Annotated in this window: 17 protein-coding genes; 8 read left to right on the top strand and 9 right to left on the bottom strand. The window is 63.5% G+C overall.

Annotated elements, in window-relative coordinates:
* Window positions 1-16: 16 nt before the first annotated feature.
* From G405_RS0110340 to G405_RS0110325, 4 genes are all read right to left on the bottom strand, one after another.
* The gene (locus tag G405_RS0110340) at window positions 17-2,014 is read right to left on the bottom strand and encodes a TonB-dependent receptor plug domain-containing protein (protein ID WP_022701448.1); all 1,998 of its coding nucleotides are present in this window, start codon (window positions 2,012-2,014) and stop codon (window positions 17-19) included.
* 25 nt (window positions 2,015-2,039) lie between these two features.
* Window positions 2,040-2,543 (bottom strand): hypothetical protein, encoded by a 504-nt coding sequence (locus G405_RS0110335; RefSeq protein ID WP_022701447.1) that lies wholly within the window; start codon window positions 2,541-2,543, stop codon window positions 2,040-2,042.
* 170 nt (window positions 2,544-2,713) lie between these two features.
* Window positions 2,714-3,697 carry a P1 family peptidase gene (locus G405_RS0110330; protein ID WP_022701446.1) on the bottom strand — a complete coding sequence of 328 codons (984 nt, stop codon included), beginning with the start codon at window positions 3,695-3,697 and terminating at the stop codon, window positions 2,714-2,716.
* 106 nt (window positions 3,698-3,803) lie between these two features.
* Window positions 3,804-6,224 carry a TonB-dependent receptor plug domain-containing protein gene (locus tag G405_RS0110325; RefSeq protein WP_022701445.1) on the bottom strand — a complete coding sequence of 807 codons (2,421 nt, stop codon included), beginning with the start codon at window positions 6,222-6,224 and terminating at the stop codon, window positions 3,804-3,806.
* A 170-nt stretch (window positions 6,225-6,394) separates the two neighbouring features.
* Between G405_RS0110325 and G405_RS15715 the strand changes: the two genes are divergently transcribed.
* Window positions 6,395-7,345 (top strand): LysR substrate-binding domain-containing protein, encoded by a 951-nt coding sequence (locus G405_RS15715; RefSeq protein ID WP_084683458.1) that lies wholly within the window; start codon window positions 6,395-6,397, stop codon window positions 7,343-7,345.
* Window positions 7,346-7,393: 48 nt separating this feature from the next.
* Window positions 7,394-9,136: a gamma-glutamyltransferase gene (gene ggt, locus G405_RS0110315; RefSeq protein WP_022701443.1), complete on the top strand. Its 1,743-nt coding sequence runs from the start codon at window positions 7,394-7,396 to the stop codon at window positions 9,134-9,136.
* Window positions 9,137-9,195: 59 nt separating this feature from the next.
* Here the strand turns inward: ggt and G405_RS0110310 are convergent, their stop codons facing one another.
* Entirely contained in the window at window positions 9,196-10,665 is a 1,470-nt protein-coding gene (locus tag G405_RS0110310) for a RimK family protein (protein WP_022701442.1), read from the bottom strand.
* Entirely contained in the window at window positions 10,662-11,210 is a 549-nt protein-coding gene (locus G405_RS15710) for a GNAT family N-acetyltransferase (protein ID WP_022701441.1), read from the bottom strand. Before G405_RS15710 ends, G405_RS0110310 begins: the two co-directional genes overlap by 4 nt.
* Before the next feature lie 202 nt (window positions 11,211-11,412).
* Between G405_RS15710 and G405_RS0110300 the strand changes: the two genes are divergently transcribed.
* Complete coding sequence (locus tag G405_RS0110300) at window positions 11,413-11,598, top strand: hypothetical protein (RefSeq protein ID WP_022701440.1); 186 nt, start codon at window positions 11,413-11,415, stop codon at window positions 11,596-11,598.
* 75 nt (window positions 11,599-11,673) lie between these two features.
* Window positions 11,674-11,841, top strand: coding sequence for a hypothetical protein (locus G405_RS16990; protein WP_022701439.1), 168 nt, complete (start codon window positions 11,674-11,676; stop codon window positions 11,839-11,841).
* A gap of 49 nt (window positions 11,842-11,890) precedes the next feature.
* On the opposite strand, the gene G405_RS0110290 is transcribed toward G405_RS16990, so the two are convergent.
* From G405_RS0110290 to G405_RS0110280, 3 genes are read right to left on the bottom strand one after another with little or no spacing between them, the layout of a single operon-like run.
* The gene (locus G405_RS0110290; RefSeq protein ID WP_022701438.1) at window positions 11,891-13,357 is read right to left on the bottom strand and encodes a sensor histidine kinase; all 1,467 of its coding nucleotides are present in this window, start codon (window positions 13,355-13,357) and stop codon (window positions 11,891-11,893) included.
* A gap of 26 nt (window positions 13,358-13,383) precedes the next feature.
* A complete protein-coding gene (locus tag G405_RS0110285; RefSeq protein ID WP_022701437.1) occupies window positions 13,384-14,805 on the bottom strand; it encodes a dihydrolipoyl dehydrogenase family protein in 1,422 nt (473 codons plus the stop codon).
* Window positions 14,802-15,560 carry a TVP38/TMEM64 family protein gene (locus tag G405_RS0110280; protein WP_022701436.1) on the bottom strand — a complete coding sequence of 253 codons (759 nt, stop codon included), beginning with the start codon at window positions 15,558-15,560 and terminating at the stop codon, window positions 14,802-14,804. Before G405_RS0110280 ends, G405_RS0110285 begins: the two co-directional genes overlap by 4 nt.
* Before the next feature lie 269 nt (window positions 15,561-15,829).
* Here G405_RS0110280 and G405_RS15705 point away from each other — a divergent pair, with 269 nt between their 5' ends.
* The 4 genes from G405_RS15705 (at window position 15,830) to yidC (ending at window position 19,223) form a co-directional block, all read left to right on the top strand.
* Window positions 15,830-16,492, top strand: coding sequence for a glutathione S-transferase family protein (locus tag G405_RS15705; protein WP_022701435.1), 663 nt, complete (start codon window positions 15,830-15,832; stop codon window positions 16,490-16,492).
* A gap of 140 nt (window positions 16,493-16,632) precedes the next feature.
* Window positions 16,633-16,767 carry a 50S ribosomal protein L34 gene (gene rpmH, locus G405_RS0110270; RefSeq protein WP_022701434.1) on the top strand — a complete coding sequence of 45 codons (135 nt, stop codon included), beginning with the start codon at window positions 16,633-16,635 and terminating at the stop codon, window positions 16,765-16,767.
* A 23-nt stretch (window positions 16,768-16,790) separates the two neighbouring features.
* On the top strand, window positions 16,791-17,186 hold the full coding sequence (gene rnpA, locus G405_RS0110265; protein WP_022701433.1) for a ribonuclease P protein component: 396 nt from the start codon (window positions 16,791-16,793) through the stop codon (window positions 17,184-17,186).
* Window positions 17,187-17,201: 15 nt separating this feature from the next.
* Window positions 17,202-19,223, top strand: coding sequence for a membrane protein insertase YidC (gene yidC / locus G405_RS0110260; protein ID WP_022701432.1), 2,022 nt, complete (start codon window positions 17,202-17,204; stop codon window positions 19,221-19,223).
* Window positions 19,224-19,236: the final 13 nt, after the last annotated feature.

Here is a 19,236-nt window from a genome sequence, read left to right as displayed (position 1 = left end):
GATACAATCAGGCCTTTTAGAAGTTCGCCCGCAGGCTCACCCAGTACCGCGCCTCGGTCTCATAAACCGGGGTGGTCAGCTCGCCATCATCGAAGTTGACGTTCTGGGCTGTCACCGACAGGTCCAGATTGTCGGTGAGGGCGTAGCTGGCGCGGCCAGAGAAGGACACATGACCATCGATCTCACGCGATGACACCAGGCCGAAAACCGGCTGGAACGGCATGGTCGTTTCCGACACATAATTCATGTAGCCGTCCAGGCTCAGCTTGCCGCCCGTCCAGCCCACATGGGCGTTGAAAGTATGCTCGGGCGTCACGCCTTCAAAGTCCAACAACGTCGTCGTCGGGAACGGCGTCAGATCATCTTCAACAGACTTGTAGGTGTAGTTGACGTCCCAGTTCACGCTCTCGCCGATCATGCCCGCGAGCGAGCCTTCAAAGCCCCAGAGCTGGCTTTCACCCCGGTTTCCGAACACATAGGCCGGAAGCGGTGCATTAGGCGGGAACACTGTCGGCGCACCACCCAAGGACGATTTCACATCGTCGGTGTTTTGCCAGAACAGCGCCGAGCGCAGCTGAACGCCATTGGACAAGGTGCGATCATACGCGACTTCCAGATTGTCCACGATCGCCGGCTGGATCGACGGATCGCCGATCAGGACCGCAGTGCCAACCGGCAGCAGGAAGCCCATGTCGAACATGGTTGGCGCCTGAATGCCGCGGGCGGCGGAGAGGCGAACCGTGCCGCCGAATTCCGGCGTGTAGACCAGAGCCGCGTTATAGCTGAACTCTTCGATGCTGACGTCAAAGTCAGCCTGGGTATACGGATAGAGCGCCGGGTTCGGCGAGCCGTCACGGCTCCAGTCCACCATGTCATAGCGAACCGCCAGAGTGGTCTCGAGCGAGCTGGAGAACTTGTGGTTCCACATGCCCGAGAACGCCAGGGTTTCATAGTTCAGATCACCGGCCGTCGTATCCGGGAAGGATGCAGTCTGGGCGGTGCGGAATTCGACCGCTACGCGGACCGTATCATTCGTACCGATCTTGATCAGATCCTGCAGCTTGAACGAAGTCAGTTCGCCTTCAAGATCGCCAAAGCTGTAGGCAATCTCGGAATCATTGCGATACGCGCTGAGCGTGATGTAGCCAAAGTCCGTGTCAGCGCCGAATTCGGCCTGATATGAAGTCAGGTCATATGCGTTAGCGGCGGACGAATAAATCGAAGTCAGTTCGAGCACTTCGGCTTCGGACTGGGTGTATTCAAAGGTCAGGCCCACTTTACCGGTGAACTGAACCGTACCGCCGAGTGCGAAATGTTCACGCTCGAAGTCAGGGTTGGCGGCGCGCAGGGTGTTGGCTTCGATCGCGTCCGGCTCAACGTCAAAGTCGCGAGCATCCGTACGGCCATAGCTGAAGCGCAGAGCGATCTGGTCATTGAGCGCGCGACCGCCAGACAGGCGATATTGCTGGTAGCCGTTGGTCCCCACTTCCGCCGTTGCGTTGGCGTAATCGCCATAGGCGGGGTTGCGGGTGATGATGTTGATGACGCCGGCCACGGCATTAAAGCCGTAAAGCGCCGACTGGGGCCCTTTGACCACTTCGATCTGCTGGATCTCTTCCAAGGTCACCGGCAGGGTCGACCAGGCGGTGTAGCCATAGCTGTCGAGATAGACTTCGCGGCCGTTCACCAGCACCAGAAGGCGCGGGGTGTAGGGCGTGGCGGCGGAGCGGATGCCCACTTCGCCCTGGCCCATGGAGAACCGGGCCACATCCACGCCGCTGTAATGGCGCAGAATGCCGGGGAGGTCGTATTCCGGCGCACTGGCGATATCATCCTGGGTGATGATGATCATCGTTGCGGGCACTTCGGTGGAGCGCTGCGGCGCACCGGTAGCGCCGGTAGTCACCGGCTCGCCGAACATGTCGCCCATCACCTGATAGTCGATGGACTGGGCGTTGGCGGCTGCGGAGGTCGCGATCAGCGCCGCCGCGGAATAAAGCAGGGTATTTTTCATCGTCTCGATTCCTTAGGAGGCGGCGTTAGATTTCTTCGACCATCATGGCGAAAGCGGTGGAGAAGCTGACAGAGGCTGAGCTTGCAGCCGCGTTGTTCACCACAATGCGCACGGAGGGCTCGCTCTGGACGCCCATCACGCAATTGCCGGCCTGCACGCAGGCCATGTCTGTGGAGACTGTCATCACGCCGGCAGAGGTGGCCGCTTGCACGGCGCCCGCGTCAGAGGCTGCGCCCCCGACGAACATGGCGGCATGTACGCCGCTGACCGCCTGGCCCAGCGGGACAAGCTGACCGTTCAGGGTCACGCGGCCTGCGCTGAGACCGCCCGCCATGGCCGCGTTCAGTGCTTCGGCTTCCGCCTGGCTCGCCGGATCAAACACGATAGCGACGGTCCGGTCAGAACCGGACGCGCCCTCAAGGAAGCTGAGCGCTCGACCGACCACAGCCAGGTCGCGCTCGGTTGTTTGCGCGGTGGCCGCGCTGCTCAGCAGCAGGGCCAGGCCGGCTGCACTTAAAATGCGGATCATTCTCAAACCCCAACACAAGTATAGTGAACTCATTCACTGCAGGGATGGAGCAAAGCCGTGAACAGCCTCTTAATCGAGTGTTCCCCACTCAGGGGAATTGGGGGAAAGCCCTATAAAAAACAAATGTATACAGAAATGCTTTTTTAGTTGGGGAGTTATTGTCGCATTCATCAAGGTCGTGCTTGATGCACCGCACGGGCGATTGAACGCGTTAAGCAATCGGCTGCCAGATTTCCCAACCGAGTCAGTGTATAGGCTGACGGCTCGGGCAAATCCCGGCGTTCGGTCGACAGAGCAAAAACCACATCACCGTCGAACGGGGCATGTACAGGACGAATCGCTCGCGCCAGTCCGTCTTGCGCCATCACAGCCAGACGTTGTGCCTGATCCTTGGTCAGGCGCGCGTCCGTCGCGACAACAGCAATTGTCGTATTCCCCAACGGCCGTCCATCCAGCTTCGCCGCGCCCCACTCGCCGGGCTCCATCCGGTAATCCGGGGCCGGACGCTTACCGCCGAACTCACCGTCGATCTCGTAGGGCCAGGCCCAGAACGCCTCACTGCCCGGCATGTAGACAGAGCCGAAACAGTTCACGCAGGCCAGGGCTGCGACGGTGATGCCGTCCTCGGTTACAATACTGGCCGACCCGGTCCCGCCCGGATGCGCGCCGGCTTGCGCGCCATATCCCGCACCCGCCCTCCCCTGGCGCAATGGCTCCTCGCCCGCCATGCGATACGCGGCGGCCCCAAGCCCGGCGTACGGGGGCGCATTGCTCCAGGACTTGTCCCCACCATTGGCGAGATCATAAAGGATTGCGGCGGGCACGATCGGCGTCGGCGGCACGCCCTCCATCTCCATCAGGGCGAAACCCCGGCCATCCTTGCAAAGCTCGGCCGACACCCCGTCCGCCGCCGCCAGGCCGAAGGCGGATCCGCCCGACAGGCACACCGCATCCACACGTTCCACCAGACGCCCCGACGCCAGCGCATCGGTTTCACGGGTTCCCGGCCCCCCGCCCGCCACGTCCACACTGGCGATCGCGGGCGCGTCGCAGACCACCACCGTCACACCTGTATTGACGGCCTCATCCTCGACCTGGCCCACGCGCAGGCCGGCGATGTCGGTGATGTCATTCTTCGGGCCGGGACGGGCCATGGCGCACTCCTTCATGTCAGGCGCGCAAAGACTAGCGGCGCCGCGATAAAAAACGACCCCCGCCAGAGCACTCTGACGAGGGTCGTGGTCACAAACAGGCGTGCGCTTACCAGGCGTAGCGAATGCGCCCGTAGACATAGCGTCCCGAGAAGCCGAACGGGCTGAAGCCGGAGAACGGGAAGATGTCCGAGAACGTCCCCGCCAGATTGGGATCAAGCGACGTCGCGTCGGGATACTCGTCAAACAGATTGTTCGCCCCGAAGGACACGGTCAGGCCTTCAAAGACATCTGCAGAGAATTCCGCGTCCACAATGGTCTTGGGATCCAGCACTTCATCACCCGATCCATCCGCCGCCGAGCCCGGATCGACCGTCTCGCCGAAGCGGGTAGCGCGCAGCACGCCGCCAAAGGCGCCGCGGGTCCAGTTGACCGAACCGATCAGCTTGTCGTCCGGCTGGCCCTCTTCAAAGCGCGCGATTTCCCGACGCGCGAACAAGGTCACGCCCGGAAGCACTTCAGAGCTTGGCGCCTGGGTGACCTCGGTGTCGTTGCGGTTATAGCCCAGAGTGAAGTTGAAATCACCGAACCGCTCGGTGTCCACGCCATAGGTCGCCACCACATCGACGCCGCGCGTCTCGGTCTCGACCCCGTTGATGAAGAAGCGCGCACGGGTCACGCCGTTGACGCCCGCCGCCTGCAGGAGGCTCTCCACCGTCGCGCCCGAAAGGTTCTCAGACAGGACGATGCGGTTGTCGATATCAATGGCGTACGCGTCCACGGTCAGGCTGAAAGCGCCCTGGGTGAAGACGACGCCGCCCGAATAGTTCATCGACTCTTCAGCATCGAGCGGTTCCCCGCCCAGCGCAGCAGCGACGGCGCTGTCAGCGGGGAAGGTCCCCACTTCAACAGGCGTGGGCGGCGTCCCAACAAAGACGGTCGAAGTGGACGTGAAATAGGCCTGCTGCAGCGACGGCGCCCGGAAGCCGTTGGAAATCGCGCCACGAAGGGCGACAGTCTCGCTCAGCTCATAGCGTGCGGACACGCGGCCCGTCACGGTCTCGCCGAAGTCTGAATAGGTCTCCGCCCGCACGGCGCCTGTCAGCAAGAGCCGGTCCGTGACATCAGCTTCGAGATCGAGATAGACGCCAAAGGAATCGCGGTCTTCATCGACCTCATTGCCCGGCTGGAAGCCTGGAAAGACCTGGCTGCCGCCCGCTTTGGTCGGATCGCCCGTGATATAGCTGGCTTCCTCGCCCGCTTGGATTTCATAGCCTTCAAGGCGGTATTCAGCGCCAAACGCCACCGAGAGCGGGCCGGCGAATCCATCCAGATCATAAGAGCGGACGAAATCGAGATTGCCGGTGATCTGGTCATAGATCAGCGAACCGGCGTCAAACGACGTCGGGCTGGATGCGCCCAGGGACGTATTGAGCGAATTCTCCACGCCATAGGCCAGCTCGTTGCGGCCATAGCCCAGGGACGCGTCCCAATCCCAGCCGCCAATAACGCCGCGCGCGCCGCCCACAGCTGAGAAGTCCTCGATATCGGTGGTGATCAACGGCAGGAAGCCGTCCGGATAGATCGCCAGCACATTGCGGCTGTCCTGAGCGCGGCGATAAAAGCCGGCCGCCTCGCCTTCTCGGGACTGATAGCCCGCCCAGCCGTAAAGCTCGGTCGTTGCATTGATCGGCAGGCCTGCATTGGCGAAGAAAGAGAACGCTTCCGCGTCCGCCAGGCCAAAGCGGTGATTGATGCGATCAAAAGTCTGCTCACGCGGGTCGAGCCCGCCGCCAGGCAGGCTGGGATATTGCTGGCGCGGATCGGGGCCGGCGCGGTTGGTGGGCGCGCGATCAAGATATTCCGCCGACAAGGTCAGGAACCCGTCTGCGCCGAGCGGCAGCCCCACCCAGCCCGAAAGGTTGACGGTTTCGCCATCGCTGGCGGTGCGCTCGCCCGTGGTCAGCGGAATGTCCGTGGCGTAACGGCCATAAGTGGCGCTGACCTGCCCGCCTTCGCTGGCCTCACGCAGTTGAACATCGATCACCCCGGCGATGGCGTCAGAGCCATATTGCGCCGAAGCGCCGTCCCGCAGCACCTGCACCTGGCCGATCGCGGCGGTGGGTATGGTGTTGAGGTCCACAGCGGCGGAACCACGCCCGACCGAACCGCCCAGATTGACCAGGGCCGAGGCGTGACGACGGCGCGAATTGACCAGGACCAGCGTCTGGTCCGGCCCCAGGCCGCGCAAGGTCGCCGGGCGCACATGGTCAGTACCGTCGGTGATGGAGGGGCTTGGGAAGTTGAACGACGGCAAGCTGTACGCCAGCGCCGCGTTGAGTTCGGTGATCCCGGTGTTTTCAAGCGCGCTGACATCCACCACGTCTACAGGCGCTGTGGTTTGAAGCGCGGTCCGGCCCTCGGACCGGGTTCCCACCACCACGATGGTGTCGTCAGTGTCAGCGGATTGTGCGTAAGCCGTCGCAGCCGTCAGCGCAGCTAATGATACGGCGCCCAAAATCTTTTTCATTGTGTCACACCCTTTTGCTCAAAAGACACAAAACCAGTGCACCCCTCAATGCACGCACACCTTCATCATAAAATATACCTGCTATATCAAATGGCAGATATACGTACGACGATGGATCAAGCGAAACGCTGAACGATGTCGCAGCGCAACACAATTGAGCAACACTGAAGATGGATTTAGAAAATCTAACTCTTAGCCATGCACCGCCCTTGCCGCTCAACGCCTTGCGGGCGTTTGAGTGCGTGGCCCGTCACGGAAGCGTGACCCAGGCGGCCGCAGAACTGGGGGTGACGAGCGGCGCCGTGTCTCAACAGATCCGGCTGCTGGAAGAGCTGATCGGCACGAAACTGACCGTCCGCGCCGGGCGCGGCGTGGCGCTGACCGCCCAGGGACGCGCCACCGCAGAAATGGTCCATGATGCGTTTCAGCGGCTGCGCGAAGCCAGCGTCCGGTTAAGCGCGCATCAGGACCCTGGCCTGATCCGGCTGGGCGCGCCTGGCGCGTTCGCGGCGCGGTGGCTGTCTTCTCGCATCAATCGCTTTGAAGCCGAGCATCGCGACTATCGGGTGCAATTGGTGACGGACCCTGCACCTGAAAGCCTGCACCGGTTCCAGCTGGACCTGGAAATCCGGTTTTCAGACACGCCCCCTTCTGGTGTCCAGGCGCTGGAGCTTTTGAGCGAAAGCCTGACGCCTGCGCTTTCACCGACCCTGCTGGGACCAAAACCGGACCTTGTGAACTGGCGCACCGCCGTTGAGACCATGCCGCTGGTCCATCATGAGCGTACGGGCGGCGAACCGGTGGGACCCAGCTGGGCGCAATGGCTGGCTCAACGCGGCGTCAAACGCGCCGACACGCTGAGCGGGGACCGCTACAACCGCCACGACCATGTGCTGGAGGCCGCTGTTCATCAGCGCGGACTGGCGCTGGCGCGGCGAAGCCTGGCGGAGCCCGACATCGCCGCCGGTCGTTTGGTGTTCCTGATCGGCTCTGGCGTGACCCCGCTTGGTTGGGGGTATCATATCGTTTGGCCAGACGGTCGCGCGCTGCATAGCGCTGCACGGCGATTGAAAGACTACTTGATGGACGAGGCCCGTCCGTTCGAAACTCCCGGCCTGTAAACCGGCCCAGACGCGAAACCGGCCTCCAAAGGGCTGTGAAAGGACTCCATGACCCGCTTCACCTTGCTGACCGCCGCCTCCGCCATCGCCCTTGCGGGCTGCAACGCGCCGTCCGAAACAAGCCCGGCGCCGTCAATTGAAGCGGACGCACCGGCCGCCACGGCGCCGGTTGGCGGCATGGTCGCCGCCGCGAACCCGGACGCCGTCGAGGCCGGGCTCGCCGCCCTGCGCGCCGGCGGCGATGCGGTGGACGCCGCCATCGCGGTGCAGACCGTGCTCAGCCTTGTGGAGCCGCAAAGCTCGGGCATTGGCGGCGGCGCCTTCATGGTCCATTACGAGGCGGATACCGGCGAGGTCAGCGTCTATAACGGGCGTGAGCGCGCACCGATGAGCGCGGACGAAGACCTGTTCATCAATCCCGAAACCGGCGCCCCCTACCCGTATGTTCAGGCGTGGCGCTCGGGCCTGTCCACAGGGGCGCCCGGCGCCATCGCCATGCTGCACATGGCCCATTCAGAGCATGGCGCGCTGGATTGGGCGGAGAATTTCACATTCGCCATCGACCTCGCAGACACCGGCTTTGAGGTCGCGCCGCGCCTGAGCAATATTTCCCAGCGCATGGCCGGCTTCACCGACATGGAAGAGAGCGGCGCCGCCGCCCGCTATCTGTTTGACGAAAACGGCGAGGCCTGGCCCGTCGGTCATGTGCTGACCAATCCCGATTATGCCGACAGCCTGCGTCTGATCGCGCAGGACTGGCGCAATTTCTATGAAGGCGATCTCGCCCAGGACATCGTCGCCACGGTCAATGAAGCGCCCCGTCCCGGTTATCTGACCGTGGAGGATCTGGCGAATTACGAGCCTGAAAAGGTCAGCGCTTTGTGCTCGCCCTATCGCGGCTATCAGATTTGCTCGGCTCCCCCGCCCGCCTCCGGCGGGATCGCCGTGGGCGCCATTCTGGGCATGCTCGAGACCTTCGACATGAGCGCGCATGGTCCCGAAACAGCGGACGGCTGGGCGCTGTTCATCGAGGCGAGCCGCCTCGCCTATGCCGATCGTGATCATTATGTGGGCGACACGGCGTTTGTGGACGTGCCGGTCGAAGGGCTTCTGGATCGCGACTATCTCGCCGCGCGCGCCGGGCTGATTGATCCCGCCCAGGCCATTCCCGCCGTCACCCACGGTACGCCGCCGGGCGCTGACGAGCAGCCCGACGACGCCACCGATGATCGTCCGGGCACCAGCCATTTCGTGATCATGGACGCGGACGGCGATGTGGTCTCCATGACCACGACCGTGGAAAGCCCGTTCGGGTCGGGTCGCATGGTGGGCGGCTTCTTCCTCAACAACCAGCTCACCGACTTCTCCTTCATCGCGCGTGACGAGGACGGCCGACTGCTGCCCAACGCCGTCCAGCCGGGCAAGCGTCCCCGCTCGTCCATGTCGCCCACCATCGTGCTCGATTCAGACGGCGCGTTTGAACTGGCCACAGGCTCGCCCGGCGGCAACTCGATCATCGCTTACACCGCCAAATCGCTCGTCGGCATGCTCGACTGGGGGCTGAGCCCGATCGAGGCCGCCAGCCTGCCCAATGTGGTCGCGCGCGGCGATACGGTGAATATCGAGGAGGGCTTTGATGAGACCCTCATGGCCGAGCTGCGGGATCGCGGCTTCACCATCCAGGGCGGACGCGGGGAGAATTCCGGCATCCATATCATCCGCGAGCTTGAAGACGGCACGCTGATCGGGGCCGCCGACCCGCGCCGCGACGGCATCGCTGAACAACCTTAGTTCGGCAAGCCGTGTCAGGAATACAAAAGGGCCGCGTAGTGTGCGGCCCTTTTTTGCATTCAGCGTCCGGCGGAGAGGCGCTTTTCCAGCCGGGTCGAGAACCAGTCGACGATGGCCTTCCACAGCGCGTCTTTCAGCACAGCGCCCTCAACGGAGTGCTCCAGATTGGGGTTGTCATTGATCTCCATGACCATGACGCCCTGATCGGTCTGTTTGAGGTCCACGCCGTAAAGCCCGTCACCGATCAGCCGGGCGGCGCGCACGGCGGTTTCAACCACTTCCTGCGGTGCGTCTTCAATGGCGAGGGTGGACGTGCGTCCCGCCGTCATCTTGCCGTTCTCGCCATGTTTGACGATCTGCCAATGCCCTTTCGCCATACCATAGCGGCAGGCGAACAGAGGCTGGCCGCCCAGCACGCCGATGCGCCAGTCAAAGGTGGTCGGCACAAAGCCCTGCGCGATCAGAAGCGCGGTCTCGCCAAACAGGCGTTTCGCGCCCGCCTGCAATTCCTCGAGCGTATTCGCCTTGACCATGTCCAGCCCGAACGAGCCGTCCGGCGTTTTCAGGATCACCGGCGCACCGAGGCGCTCAAACACCTTTTTAAGGTCTGACTTCTTGTCGATGACTTCCGTGGGCGGGATGGGCACGCCGGCCTTTTCCAGCAATTCCTTGAGATAGACCTTGTTGGTGCAGCGGATCATCGACACCGGATCGTCGATCACCGGCATGCCTTCCTGATCGGCACGGCGCGCGAAGCGATAGGTGATGTTGTCTATGGCTGTGGTCGCCCGGATGAAGAGCGCGTCAAACTCGGCCAGGCTTGTCAGGTCGTTGGTGTCGAGCACCTCCACATCCACGCCCATCCTGCCCGCAACCTCCATTAGGCGGTTGATGTCTGAGGGTTGCGAAGGCGGGGTGTGTTCATGGGGATCGACCAGCACCGCCAGCGACCATTTCGCCACGGCCCGCGCCTTGGGCGAGCGCACCGCGCTGCGCGTATAGCCCGCCAACGCCTCCAGGAAGAACGCGCGTTGTTCCGCGCTCATCTTGTGGAGCGGGACGGGCCGGATGCGGGTGATGCGCGGCGTGCGCTCATGGCTGATCTCAAGCTCCAGCGCCGGCGTGCGGAACCAGTCGCTGACCTCACGCGCCAGACGGCCATAGCCGGTCTGGGGCGTCTTGGAGAAGGCGATGAAGACCTCTTCCACAGGCGCGACGCCCTTGCCCAGAGTATCGGTCAGCCGGGCGTTGAGGTCCGGCAGGGCGTGCGCGTACAAATCCTTGCGAGACAGCTCGACCATGGTCTGCACCGTCGGGCTGACCCTGTGGCCGCGCGCCTCGGCCAGCAAAGCGGCGTAATAGCCCGCGCCCTGATAGGCGTAGGAGCGCGCGAGATTGAGCACATAGGGCCGCCGCGCCGCGAACAGTGCGGGGCTGGTCAGATAGTCTGACACCCGCATCACCTTGTGGGGCGTTTCGGTCTGCTTGAGGTCTGACTCGCTCTCAACCAGGATCAGCCAGTCCGTCATCGTGTCTGTATCTCCGCAGGTCCGCTCGGGACCTCTTTGTCCATGATCAACGCAGCTGTTCCGTCCGCGTAATGCGCGGGCATGACGCCGCGATCCGCAAAGGCGCACTTGCGATAGAGGCTGCGGGCCGCGGCGTTGTCGGGACGCACCTCAAGGCTCACCCGCGCGCAGCCTGCGCGCCGGGCATAGGCCAACGCCGCCTCCACCAGCGCCTGACCGACGCCGCGCCCCTGAGCGCGCGGATCCACCGCCAGCGAATAGAGGCGCATCGTCTGCGATCCCTTGCGGGTCAGCACGACCGCCGCCCCCAGAACCTCTGTCTCAGCTGTATCCGAAACCGCCACGACAGCGCATCCCCGGCGCGCGATGAACCGCCGCCAGCTAGCTGCGGAAATCCGGTCGCCTTCAGGGAAGAGCGTTTCGAGATGCATCAGAGCAGGAAGGTCCGAAGCCGTTGCGGCGCGGACGCTGACGCCTTGCGTCATGGACGCCAGAACTCCACAAGCTGACAGTCCGGTCCGCGCGCCCTCGCGCAGCTCCGCCATTGCGGCGGTCAATACGCCCGAAGCACGAAGCCTGCAACTGAAAACAAGGGCAGACCCGGATTTGAAACAATTTGTTTTCAGGCGCTAAAAATCTCCACTTGCCGAAAACAGAGTTCAGCCGCCATCTATTGGACGTGACGCCGCTCGCGTCGCGACGCCGTAGCATTCGCCGGCGCCTATCTTGTTATGGAGAGTGTGCGCCATGCGCACGCAATATCAGTCCTCAATCGCCAGCTCGGCCCGTTCGGCCATGTTTGGTGGTGAAGCCGCCTCTCTTTACAGACCCAGCAGCTCTGACGCCCGCCTTCATCCCGGCGCGGAAACTCCGCGACCGCGCAAGGTTCGCGCACGCGATCTGTGGGCCATGCTGTCCGCCGTCGGCCGATAACCACCGACCAGACGCCTCACGGGCGGGCCTCAGACCCGCTCGGTTTCCAACTCTCAACCTTCAGGATGATCGGCCATGGCCGGATTGAAAAAAACGGGCCCCGCCCAGAAAGCCAAGAAACGTCGCGCTGCCCCGCCGTGGACGCCCAGCTATCCGTTCGAAACGGATCGCTCAGTGCGCTTCAACCCGCATCGCCGGGATAGCGTCGAGCATCGTTATGACGCGGAGTTTGACGAGCTCTAGGCGCTGACAGGCGAACTGACAGACCGGGCAGGATCACCGCCTGTCCGGTCTAGCCGCCCATGGCCGGAAGGCGTACTTCAAAGACGGCTCCCGCGTCGGAACTGGTCTTGAGATAGACATCGCCGCCCATCACCCGCGCCAGCTCGCGCACGATGGACAGGCCCAGCCCGGACCCGCCCCTGGAGCCCGTCCGCCCAAAGGGCTCAAACAGGGTTTCCGCAATCCGGTCCGGCACGCCCGGCCCGGTGTCGCACACCTCGACCAGAACATACTCTCCCGCGCGCGACAGACGGGCGCGGACTTGGATCAAAGGAGAGTCAGATTTCTCCATCGCCTGCAACGCATTGCGAAACAGGTTGAGGAAGATGCGGTGCAGATGGTCAGGGTCCGCCTGGGCCTGCAGACTCTCGTCAATCTCATTGCGCCAATCCGCTGCGCCAGTCGCTGCGAAAGCGTCACCCGCCGCATCGTCCAGCGCCGCGCGCAAAACGACCGGCTGCAGCTCGGGCGGACGCTCTTCAGACCGGCCATATTGCAGCGTGTCCTCACACAGGCGGATGCCGCGATCGACCGCGCGCACCAGACGCGCGCCCATGGCCGCCACCCGGTCATCGGCATTGGTGGCCAAACGATCGGAAATCAGCTGGGCGCTGGTCAGCACATTGCGCAAATCGTGATTGATGCGCGCCACCGCCCCGCCCAGCGCCGCCAGACGCTCGCGCTGGCGAAAGGCGGTGCGCACTTCGTCCTGCATCGCCGCCAGCGCGCTTTCGGCTTCGCCGATTTCATCAGAGCGACGGGACAGGGACACCGTGCAGGCCGGATTGCCGGGGTCTTGCTGAAACTGGGTCATCGCCTGGGCCAGCTTGCGCATGGGGCGCACGAACATGAACATCAGGCACAGATAGATCAGGCCGCCGGTCATCACCGCGATGAAGATCGACAGCCAGAGCACCCGGCCTGAATAAGCGTAGAGATCGCGCTTGAGGCCCGCTTCAGGCACCACGACGCTGACCAGACCCACCTCACCCGCCATGGGTTCGTCAATGATCAGCAGATACCGCCCCTCCGGCGCCAGGAACACGCCGATCGTGTTGAAGATGCGCTCAAAGAGGTTCTCCTCCGCCAGCATCACCTCCACCACCGGCGCCGCGCCGATGCCGCCGGGGCGCGCCAGCAAGGGCACGTTCATGCCGTCATACACCCGGCCGACGATCACGGCGTCCGCGCTGGTGAGCAGATTGGCGATCATCTCGTCGCCCAGCCCCATCTCGTCCGCGGTCTCCACCGCCAGCGAGGCGAGATAGGCGTCATCGGTGCGCTCTGTGAGCCAGTCAGACCGGTAATTGGCGGCGGAGGGGAAGAAAATCAGGATTTCCGCCAGCAGCACAAAGCCGATGGACAGGCCCAGCAACTTGCCCGGCATGGACAGGACCGCCTTGCGCACGGCCTTGATCGCCTGGATCGCAGCGGCCTGGCGCGCGGCGCCGTGCTGGTTGTTGACCCTGATCTCCACGCCGCCTCCCCAGCCGGTCTTGGGCTTTAGTGAAACGCGCTCAGCACGCGGGCGAGCAATTTCGCCATCGCGCCGAACACCACCGGTTCATAATAGGATCCCGCCGCACGCTTGAAGATCTCGCCGCGGGTCGGATACGGCGCCACCGGGCTGGTGAGATCGCGCACCGTACCGCCGCGCGACATCACGCCGCCAGCGATCTGGATCAGATCATCGGCGCGGGCGCCGGCCGCATGCGCGCCCAGCACCTTGCCGCCCTTGCCCAGGATCAGCTTGACGCCGCCGCGCACGTCCGATTCCGCAATGGCGCGGTCATTATCGTCAAACCCCCAGCTTGCAACTTTGATTTTATCGCCATGCTCGGCCCGCGCCTGCGCTTCGGTCAATCCGACCTGGGCGATGGGCGGATCGGTATAGACCGCGCCGGGAATGGGCTGAGAGGACTGACCGGTGCTCAGGCCATAATAGAGATTGCGCAAGATCACGCTGCCATGCCAACCCGCCAGATGGGTCAATCCGCCCTTGCCCGCAATGTCGCCCGCCGCCAGCACGCGCTTGTTCGAGGTGCGCAAACGGTCGTCGCAGACAATGCCGCGCGCATCGGTTTCAACGCCTGCGGCCTCCAGATTGAGACCGTCCAGCACCGGCTTGCGACCGGTGGCGACCAGGATATGGCTGCCGGTGACGCTTTGGCCGTCTGACAGAGTGACCGTGACACCCTTATCGTCATGGCTGACCTTTGTGGCGCTGAGGCCCGCATGCAAGCTGACGCCGTCGCTCATCAGGGCGTCGGTCACCAAAGCCGCATGTTCAGACTCAAACCGCGCCAGCGGCACGCCGGCTTCGATGATCGTGACGTCAGATCCCAGACGCCGGAACGCCTGTCCAAGCTCTGAGCCGATCGGCCCCGCGCCCAGCACGATCAGATGCTCAGGCAAGGTCTCGAGCGACCAGATGGTTTCATTGGTCAGATACGGCGCGCCCGACAGGCCGTCGATCGGCGGAATGAAAGCGCGCGTGCCGGTGGCGACGACGATGCGCTTGGCTTTCACCTCGACGCTGTCTGAGACGATCGTGTCCTCGTTTTCAAACCGCGCGTATTCACGCACCACCTTGACGCCGAAGCCTTCAAACCGCTCCTGGCTGTCATTGGGTTCGATGGTGGTGATGGCGGTCTGGATCGTCTCGCGCACCTTGGCGAAGTCCACGCTGGGTTCGCCGACGGTGATGCCGTACCTGGATGCTTCACGGATGGCGTGAACCTTGTGCGCGGCGGTCAGGATCGCCTTGGACGGCACGCAGCCATAATTGAGGCAATCGCCGCCCATCTCGCCCGCTTCAAACAGGACAACCTTGCGGCCCAGCTGTGCGGCGCCCGAGGCGGTGACGAGACCCGCCGCGCCTGCGCCGATAATGGCGAGATCGGCCTTTATGCGTTCGCGGCTCATGCGGCGTCTCCCTTGGACTGGGTCATCCGGCGATACACCACCGGCAGAACCGCCAGCACGGCGAACGCCACCATGGCGAAAATCAGTTCAGGCGTCAGAAGCGACCCAAAGGACGGCACGCCGGTATCGGCGGCGCGTTTGATGGTCGCGCCGACGGTCGCATACACATAGGCGCCGGGGATGACGCCCACCAGCGTGCCCAGCGCATAGGCGCGCACCGGAACGTTGAGCAAAGCGGTCGCAATATTGATGCCGAAGAAGGGCAAGACCGGGATCAGCCGCAAGATCACGACATAGGTGAAGGCGTCGCGCGAAAACCCGTCCTGCAGCTTTTTCACATAGCCGGGAAATTTCTCGCGCACCCAGTCAGCGAACGCGTAACGGGCGGCGAGAAAGATGATCGTCGCGCCGGCGGTCGCGCCGATCACGGCGACGCCGGTCCCCAGATAGGGGCCGAACAGGAAACCGGATCCGATGGTGAACCACAGCGCGCCCGGCACCGAAATGGCGACCGCGAGCGCGTAGAAGATCATGTAAGCGACGAGCGCCAGCACCAGATTGTCCTGAACCCAGCCGTCCACGCTGCGTAAAACGCCCTGTGCGCGCTCCGCATCCAGATATTGCGGCCCGCCCAGCGCGAAAAAGGCGACCAGACCCGCGATCAGGACGACCAGCGGCGCCAACCGGCGCCAGAGCGGCTTGGCCGGCTTGGCCGCAGTCGGCGCGTCTTCAATGGTGTGCTCGTCCGTTTCCATCGGGAAATCCCTTTTCTCGTCTCAGCGTTGTGACTGCATATAGACCGTGGTGTCGAGTAGGGGAAAACCACATCCCCACGACCGAGCATCACCTTGGTGTGAAAGTTTATTTCAAAATCACGCGCTTATGACGCGTCTGCGTAATTCTACGTGCGCAATGAACCGGATACCGCTGCGCGCCGTCACACGGCAGCTAGGTGCGCACAGGCGGCCCCACCGCCCTTTCCCAACGCGGGCGTGATCGCGCCCTGACAAGAAGGACGCGCACCATGTCATATCCCGATATCCAGCTTTTTACCGCAGCCACCATGAATGGCTGGAAACCGCTGATCTTTCTGGAGGAAGCCGGTGCGGAGTACGAGCTTGTGGGGGTCGATTTCTCCACCCGCGCGCACAAGGCGCCCGACTTTCTGGCGCTGAACCCCAACGGCAAGATTCCCGCCCTGATCGACCGGGGCAATAATGATTTCGCCGTGTTCGAATCAGGCGCCATGCTGTGGTATCTGGCCGAGAAATACGGACAGTTTCTCTCGGCCGATCCCAATACCCGTTCTGAAACCCTGCAATGGCTGATGCTACAGATGGGCGGCGTCGGTCCGGCCATGGGTCAGGCCATGTTTTTTGCGCGTTTCGCGGAAGACGCCGGTCAGGCCAGCGCAGCCGCGACCGCGCGCTTCACCGGCGAATCCCGCCGCCTGTTCGAGGTGCTCGACACCCGTCTTCAGGAGCGCGACTGGCTGGTAGGTGACGCCTATTCCATCGCCGACATGGCGATATTCCCCTGGGTGCGATGCCATTCCTGGGCGACCATTTCCATGGACGGGCTGGACCATCTCGCCGCCTGGATCGAGCGCCTGGATGCACGCCCGGCGGTGGCCCGCGCACTGCAACTTCCCAACCCGGCGCCGAAATTTCTGGCCCGGTACGACTGAAAAGCATGCTAAAAGTGCAGTTCATGGCCGCCTACAAAGGCGGTGGGGCGCTTGACTCAAGGCCCTACCTCCCGTATCCACCGCGGCTCGAATTTTGAAGCGCCGGGGGCCCGGCCGCTGATCCCAATGGGAGCCGAACCGTGAAACGTACATTCCAGCCGTCCAATCTGGTCCGCAAGCGCCGCCACGGCTTCCGTGCCCGCGCCGCCACCAAAGCCGGTCGTCAGGTTCTGGCGCGTCGCCGCGCCAAGGGCCGTAAGCGTCTGTCCGCCTGATTCAGGCGACAGTCGACACGACGATGTATCCAGATCGCGCCGCACGGATTACCGAGCGGCGCGATTTTTTGCGCGCGCGTGAAGCGCCGCGCATCGCCAGGCCGTCTGTTGTCATTCAGATGCTTGCGCGCAAGGATGACCCCGACGGGCCGACCCGTGCGGGGTTCACCGCGACCAAGAAAATCGGCAACGCTGTGGCGCGCAATCGCGCCAAGCGCCGGTTGCGCGCAGCTGCGCGCCTGTTACTGCCCCTCCACGGGCGGCTCGGAACCGACTATGTGTTCATTGCGCGCGCTCAAACAGCGAACCGGTCCTGGCCGGCCTTGCTTGACGATGTCAAAGCCGCGTTGATAAGCCTCGCGCGGCGTGAGCGTGGATCGACGGGCGATCTGCGGGATCACACGCCCTCAAAGACGTAAGGGATCGTTCCTCCCATGGGTGAGAACCGCAACTTCCTGCTCGCAGCCGTAATCGCGATCGGCATCCTGCTGCTGTATCAGGTGTTCGTGCTGGATCCGATGGCCCGCGACCGGGAGGCCGCTGAAGCGGCCATAGCCGCTAGCCAGGCTGAAACCACCAACACGGACGACGCCCCTCAGGCGGAACCCAGCGCCTTCGCGCCCGGCAGCGGCGAAAACGGTCTCAGCCGCGAAGACGCGCTCGCCCGCTCCCAGCGCATTGGAATCCGCACCGAGGCGGTGTCCGGTTCGCTCTCGCTCACCGGCGCGCGCCTGGATGACCTGCAATTGCTGCGTTATGACACCGAAGTGGATTCCGGCGAGGCGGTCACGGTTCTAAGTCCGGAAGGCTTTGACGGGTACCAGTTCGCCGCCTCTGGCTGGCTGGGGGACGCCAATGCGCCCCAGGGCTTGCCGGGTCTGAGCACGCAATGGACCCTGGCGGAAGGCGATGTGCTGACGCCTGACACGCCGGTGGTGCTCGAACACCAGGCCGGCGATCTGACTTTCCGCCGCACCATCACTGTGGACGATAATTACCTGTTCACCGTGTCAGACAGCGTTGTGAACAACGGCTCTGCGGCGGTGTCGCTGCGTCCGTATTCGCTGGTGCGCCAGCATGGCGTGCCGCAGGACCTGCAAAACTTCTTCGTGCTGCATGAAGGTGCGGTCGGCGTCGTGGACGGCACGCACTTCTCCCGTAAGTTCAAGAAGTGGGAAGATGAAGGCCTGATCGAGCGCTCCGGTCCCGGCGGCTGGATGGGCATCACCTCCAAATACTGGCTCGCCGCCGTCGCCCCGCAGGATCAGGGCAATGTGCGCGCCCAGTTCCGCGTGGTCTCGCGCCCTGACCGTCCCGTTTTTGAAGCCAATTATCTCAGCGATGCGCAAATCCTGGCGCCGGGCGCCAGCCTGGAAGCGTCGAGCTATGTGTTCGCCGGCGCCAAAGCGCAGCCCATCCTCGCCGCCTATGAAAACGAGCTGGGTATTGACCGGCTGACCATGGCGATCGACTGGGGCATGTTCTGGTTCCTGACCCGGCCCTTCTTCGCCGCCCTGCACTTCTTCTACGGACTTCTGGGCAATTACGGCCTGGCGATCATGGTCGTGACCTTGCTGATCAAGCTGGTGTTGTTCCCGCTGAACAACCGCGCCTTCGCATCCATGGCCAAGATGCGCTCCGCCGCGCCGAAAATGAAAGAGATCCGCGAGCGCCATAAGGACGACCCGCAGGCCCAGCAAAAGGCCATGATGGAGCTCTATCGCAAAGAGCGGATCAATCCGGTGGCGGGCTGTTTGCCCATCCTGCCGCAGATCCCGATCTTCTTTGCGCTCTACAAGACGGTGTTCATCTCGCTGGACGCGCGCCATGCGCCGTTCTTTGGCTGGATTCAGGACATGTCCGCGCCGGACCCGACCATGTTCGGCAATCTGTTCGGTCTGCTGCCCTACGACCCGTCCGGCATTCCGCTGATCGGTCAGATCCTGGCGATCGGCGTCTGGCCGCTGCTCATGGGCGTGACCATGTGGGCGCAGCAATCACTGAACCCGCCGCCGCCAGACAAGATCCAGCGTCAGATCTTCGCCTTCATGCCGATCATCTTCACCATCATCATGGCACCCTTCCCGGCGGCCCTGATCATCTACTGGTCGTGGAACAACACGCTGACCATCGCCCAGCAATACCTGATCATGCGCCGTCAGGGCGTGGTGACCGAGCTGGACCGCAACTTCTTCAAGGTCCGCGCCAAGCTCACCGGCTCGGCCGTACCCGCCAAATACCAGGGCGAGGACACCCCGACCGCCACCAATCAGGTGATCGAGGGCAAGGTGGAGAAAGCCGTCACAGAACTGGCGGAAGACGCCAACGCTGACGCTGCGATCACAGACGGCGAAACTCCGGCCAACCCCGAGACGCCCGCCAAGCCCGCTACGCCGGGTCGCCGGGTCAGCTCCAACCCCGCGGCCAAAAAGCCGCGCGGCGGCAAGAAGAAATAGGAGGCGGCCCTGA

The sequence above is a fragment of the Oceanicaulis alexandrii DSM 11625 genome (genome assembly GCF_000420265.1).
GTDB lineage: Bacteria > Pseudomonadota > Alphaproteobacteria > Caulobacterales > Maricaulaceae > Oceanicaulis > Oceanicaulis alexandrii.
Note: the sequence above shows the minus strand (reverse complement) of the source record. Positions and strands in the feature narration are given on the sequence as shown.

Coding starts and splice junctions, on each gene's coding strand:
- G405_RS0110285 (WP_022701437.1), bottom strand. CDS start 14,805: ATGAGCCGCGAACGCATAAAGGCCGATCTCGCCATTATCGGCGCAGGC.
- G405_RS15705 (WP_022701435.1), top strand. CDS start 15,830: ATGTCATATCCCGATATCCAGCTTTTTACCGCAGCCACCATGAATGGC.
- G405_RS16990 (WP_022701439.1), top strand. CDS start 11,674: ATGGCCGGATTGAAAAAAACGGGCCCCGCCCAGAAAGCCAAGAAACGT.
- G405_RS0110340 (WP_022701448.1), bottom strand. CDS start 2,014: ATGAAAAATACCCTGCTTTATTCCGCGGCGGCGCTGATCGCGACCTCC.
- G405_RS0110325 (WP_022701445.1), bottom strand. CDS start 6,224: ATGAAAAAGATTTTGGGCGCCGTATCATTAGCTGCGCTGACGGCTGCG.
- G405_RS0110330 (WP_022701446.1), bottom strand. CDS start 3,697: ATGGCCCGTCCCGGCCCGAAGAATGACATCACCGACATCGCCGGCCTG.
- rnpA (WP_022701433.1), top strand. CDS start 16,791: ATGTATCCAGATCGCGCCGCACGGATTACCGAGCGGCGCGATTTTTTG.
- ggt (WP_022701443.1), top strand. CDS start 7,394: ATGACCCGCTTCACCTTGCTGACCGCCGCCTCCGCCATCGCCCTTGCG.
- yidC (WP_022701432.1), top strand. CDS start 17,202: ATGGGTGAGAACCGCAACTTCCTGCTCGCAGCCGTAATCGCGATCGGC.
- G405_RS0110335 (WP_022701447.1), bottom strand. CDS start 2,543: ATGATCCGCATTTTAAGTGCAGCCGGCCTGGCCCTGCTGCTGAGCAGC.
- G405_RS0110300 (WP_022701440.1), top strand. CDS start 11,413: ATGCGCACGCAATATCAGTCCTCAATCGCCAGCTCGGCCCGTTCGGCC.
- G405_RS15715 (WP_084683458.1), top strand. CDS start 6,395: ATGGATTTAGAAAATCTAACTCTTAGCCATGCACCGCCCTTGCCGCTC.
- G405_RS0110310 (WP_022701442.1), bottom strand. CDS start 10,665: ATGACGGACTGGCTGATCCTGGTTGAGAGCGAGTCAGACCTCAAGCAG.
- G405_RS15710 (WP_022701441.1), bottom strand. CDS start 11,210: ATGGCGGAGCTGCGCGAGGGCGCGCGGACCGGACTGTCAGCTTGTGGA.
- G405_RS0110280 (WP_022701436.1), bottom strand. CDS start 15,560: ATGGAAACGGACGAGCACACCATTGAAGACGCGCCGACTGCGGCCAAG.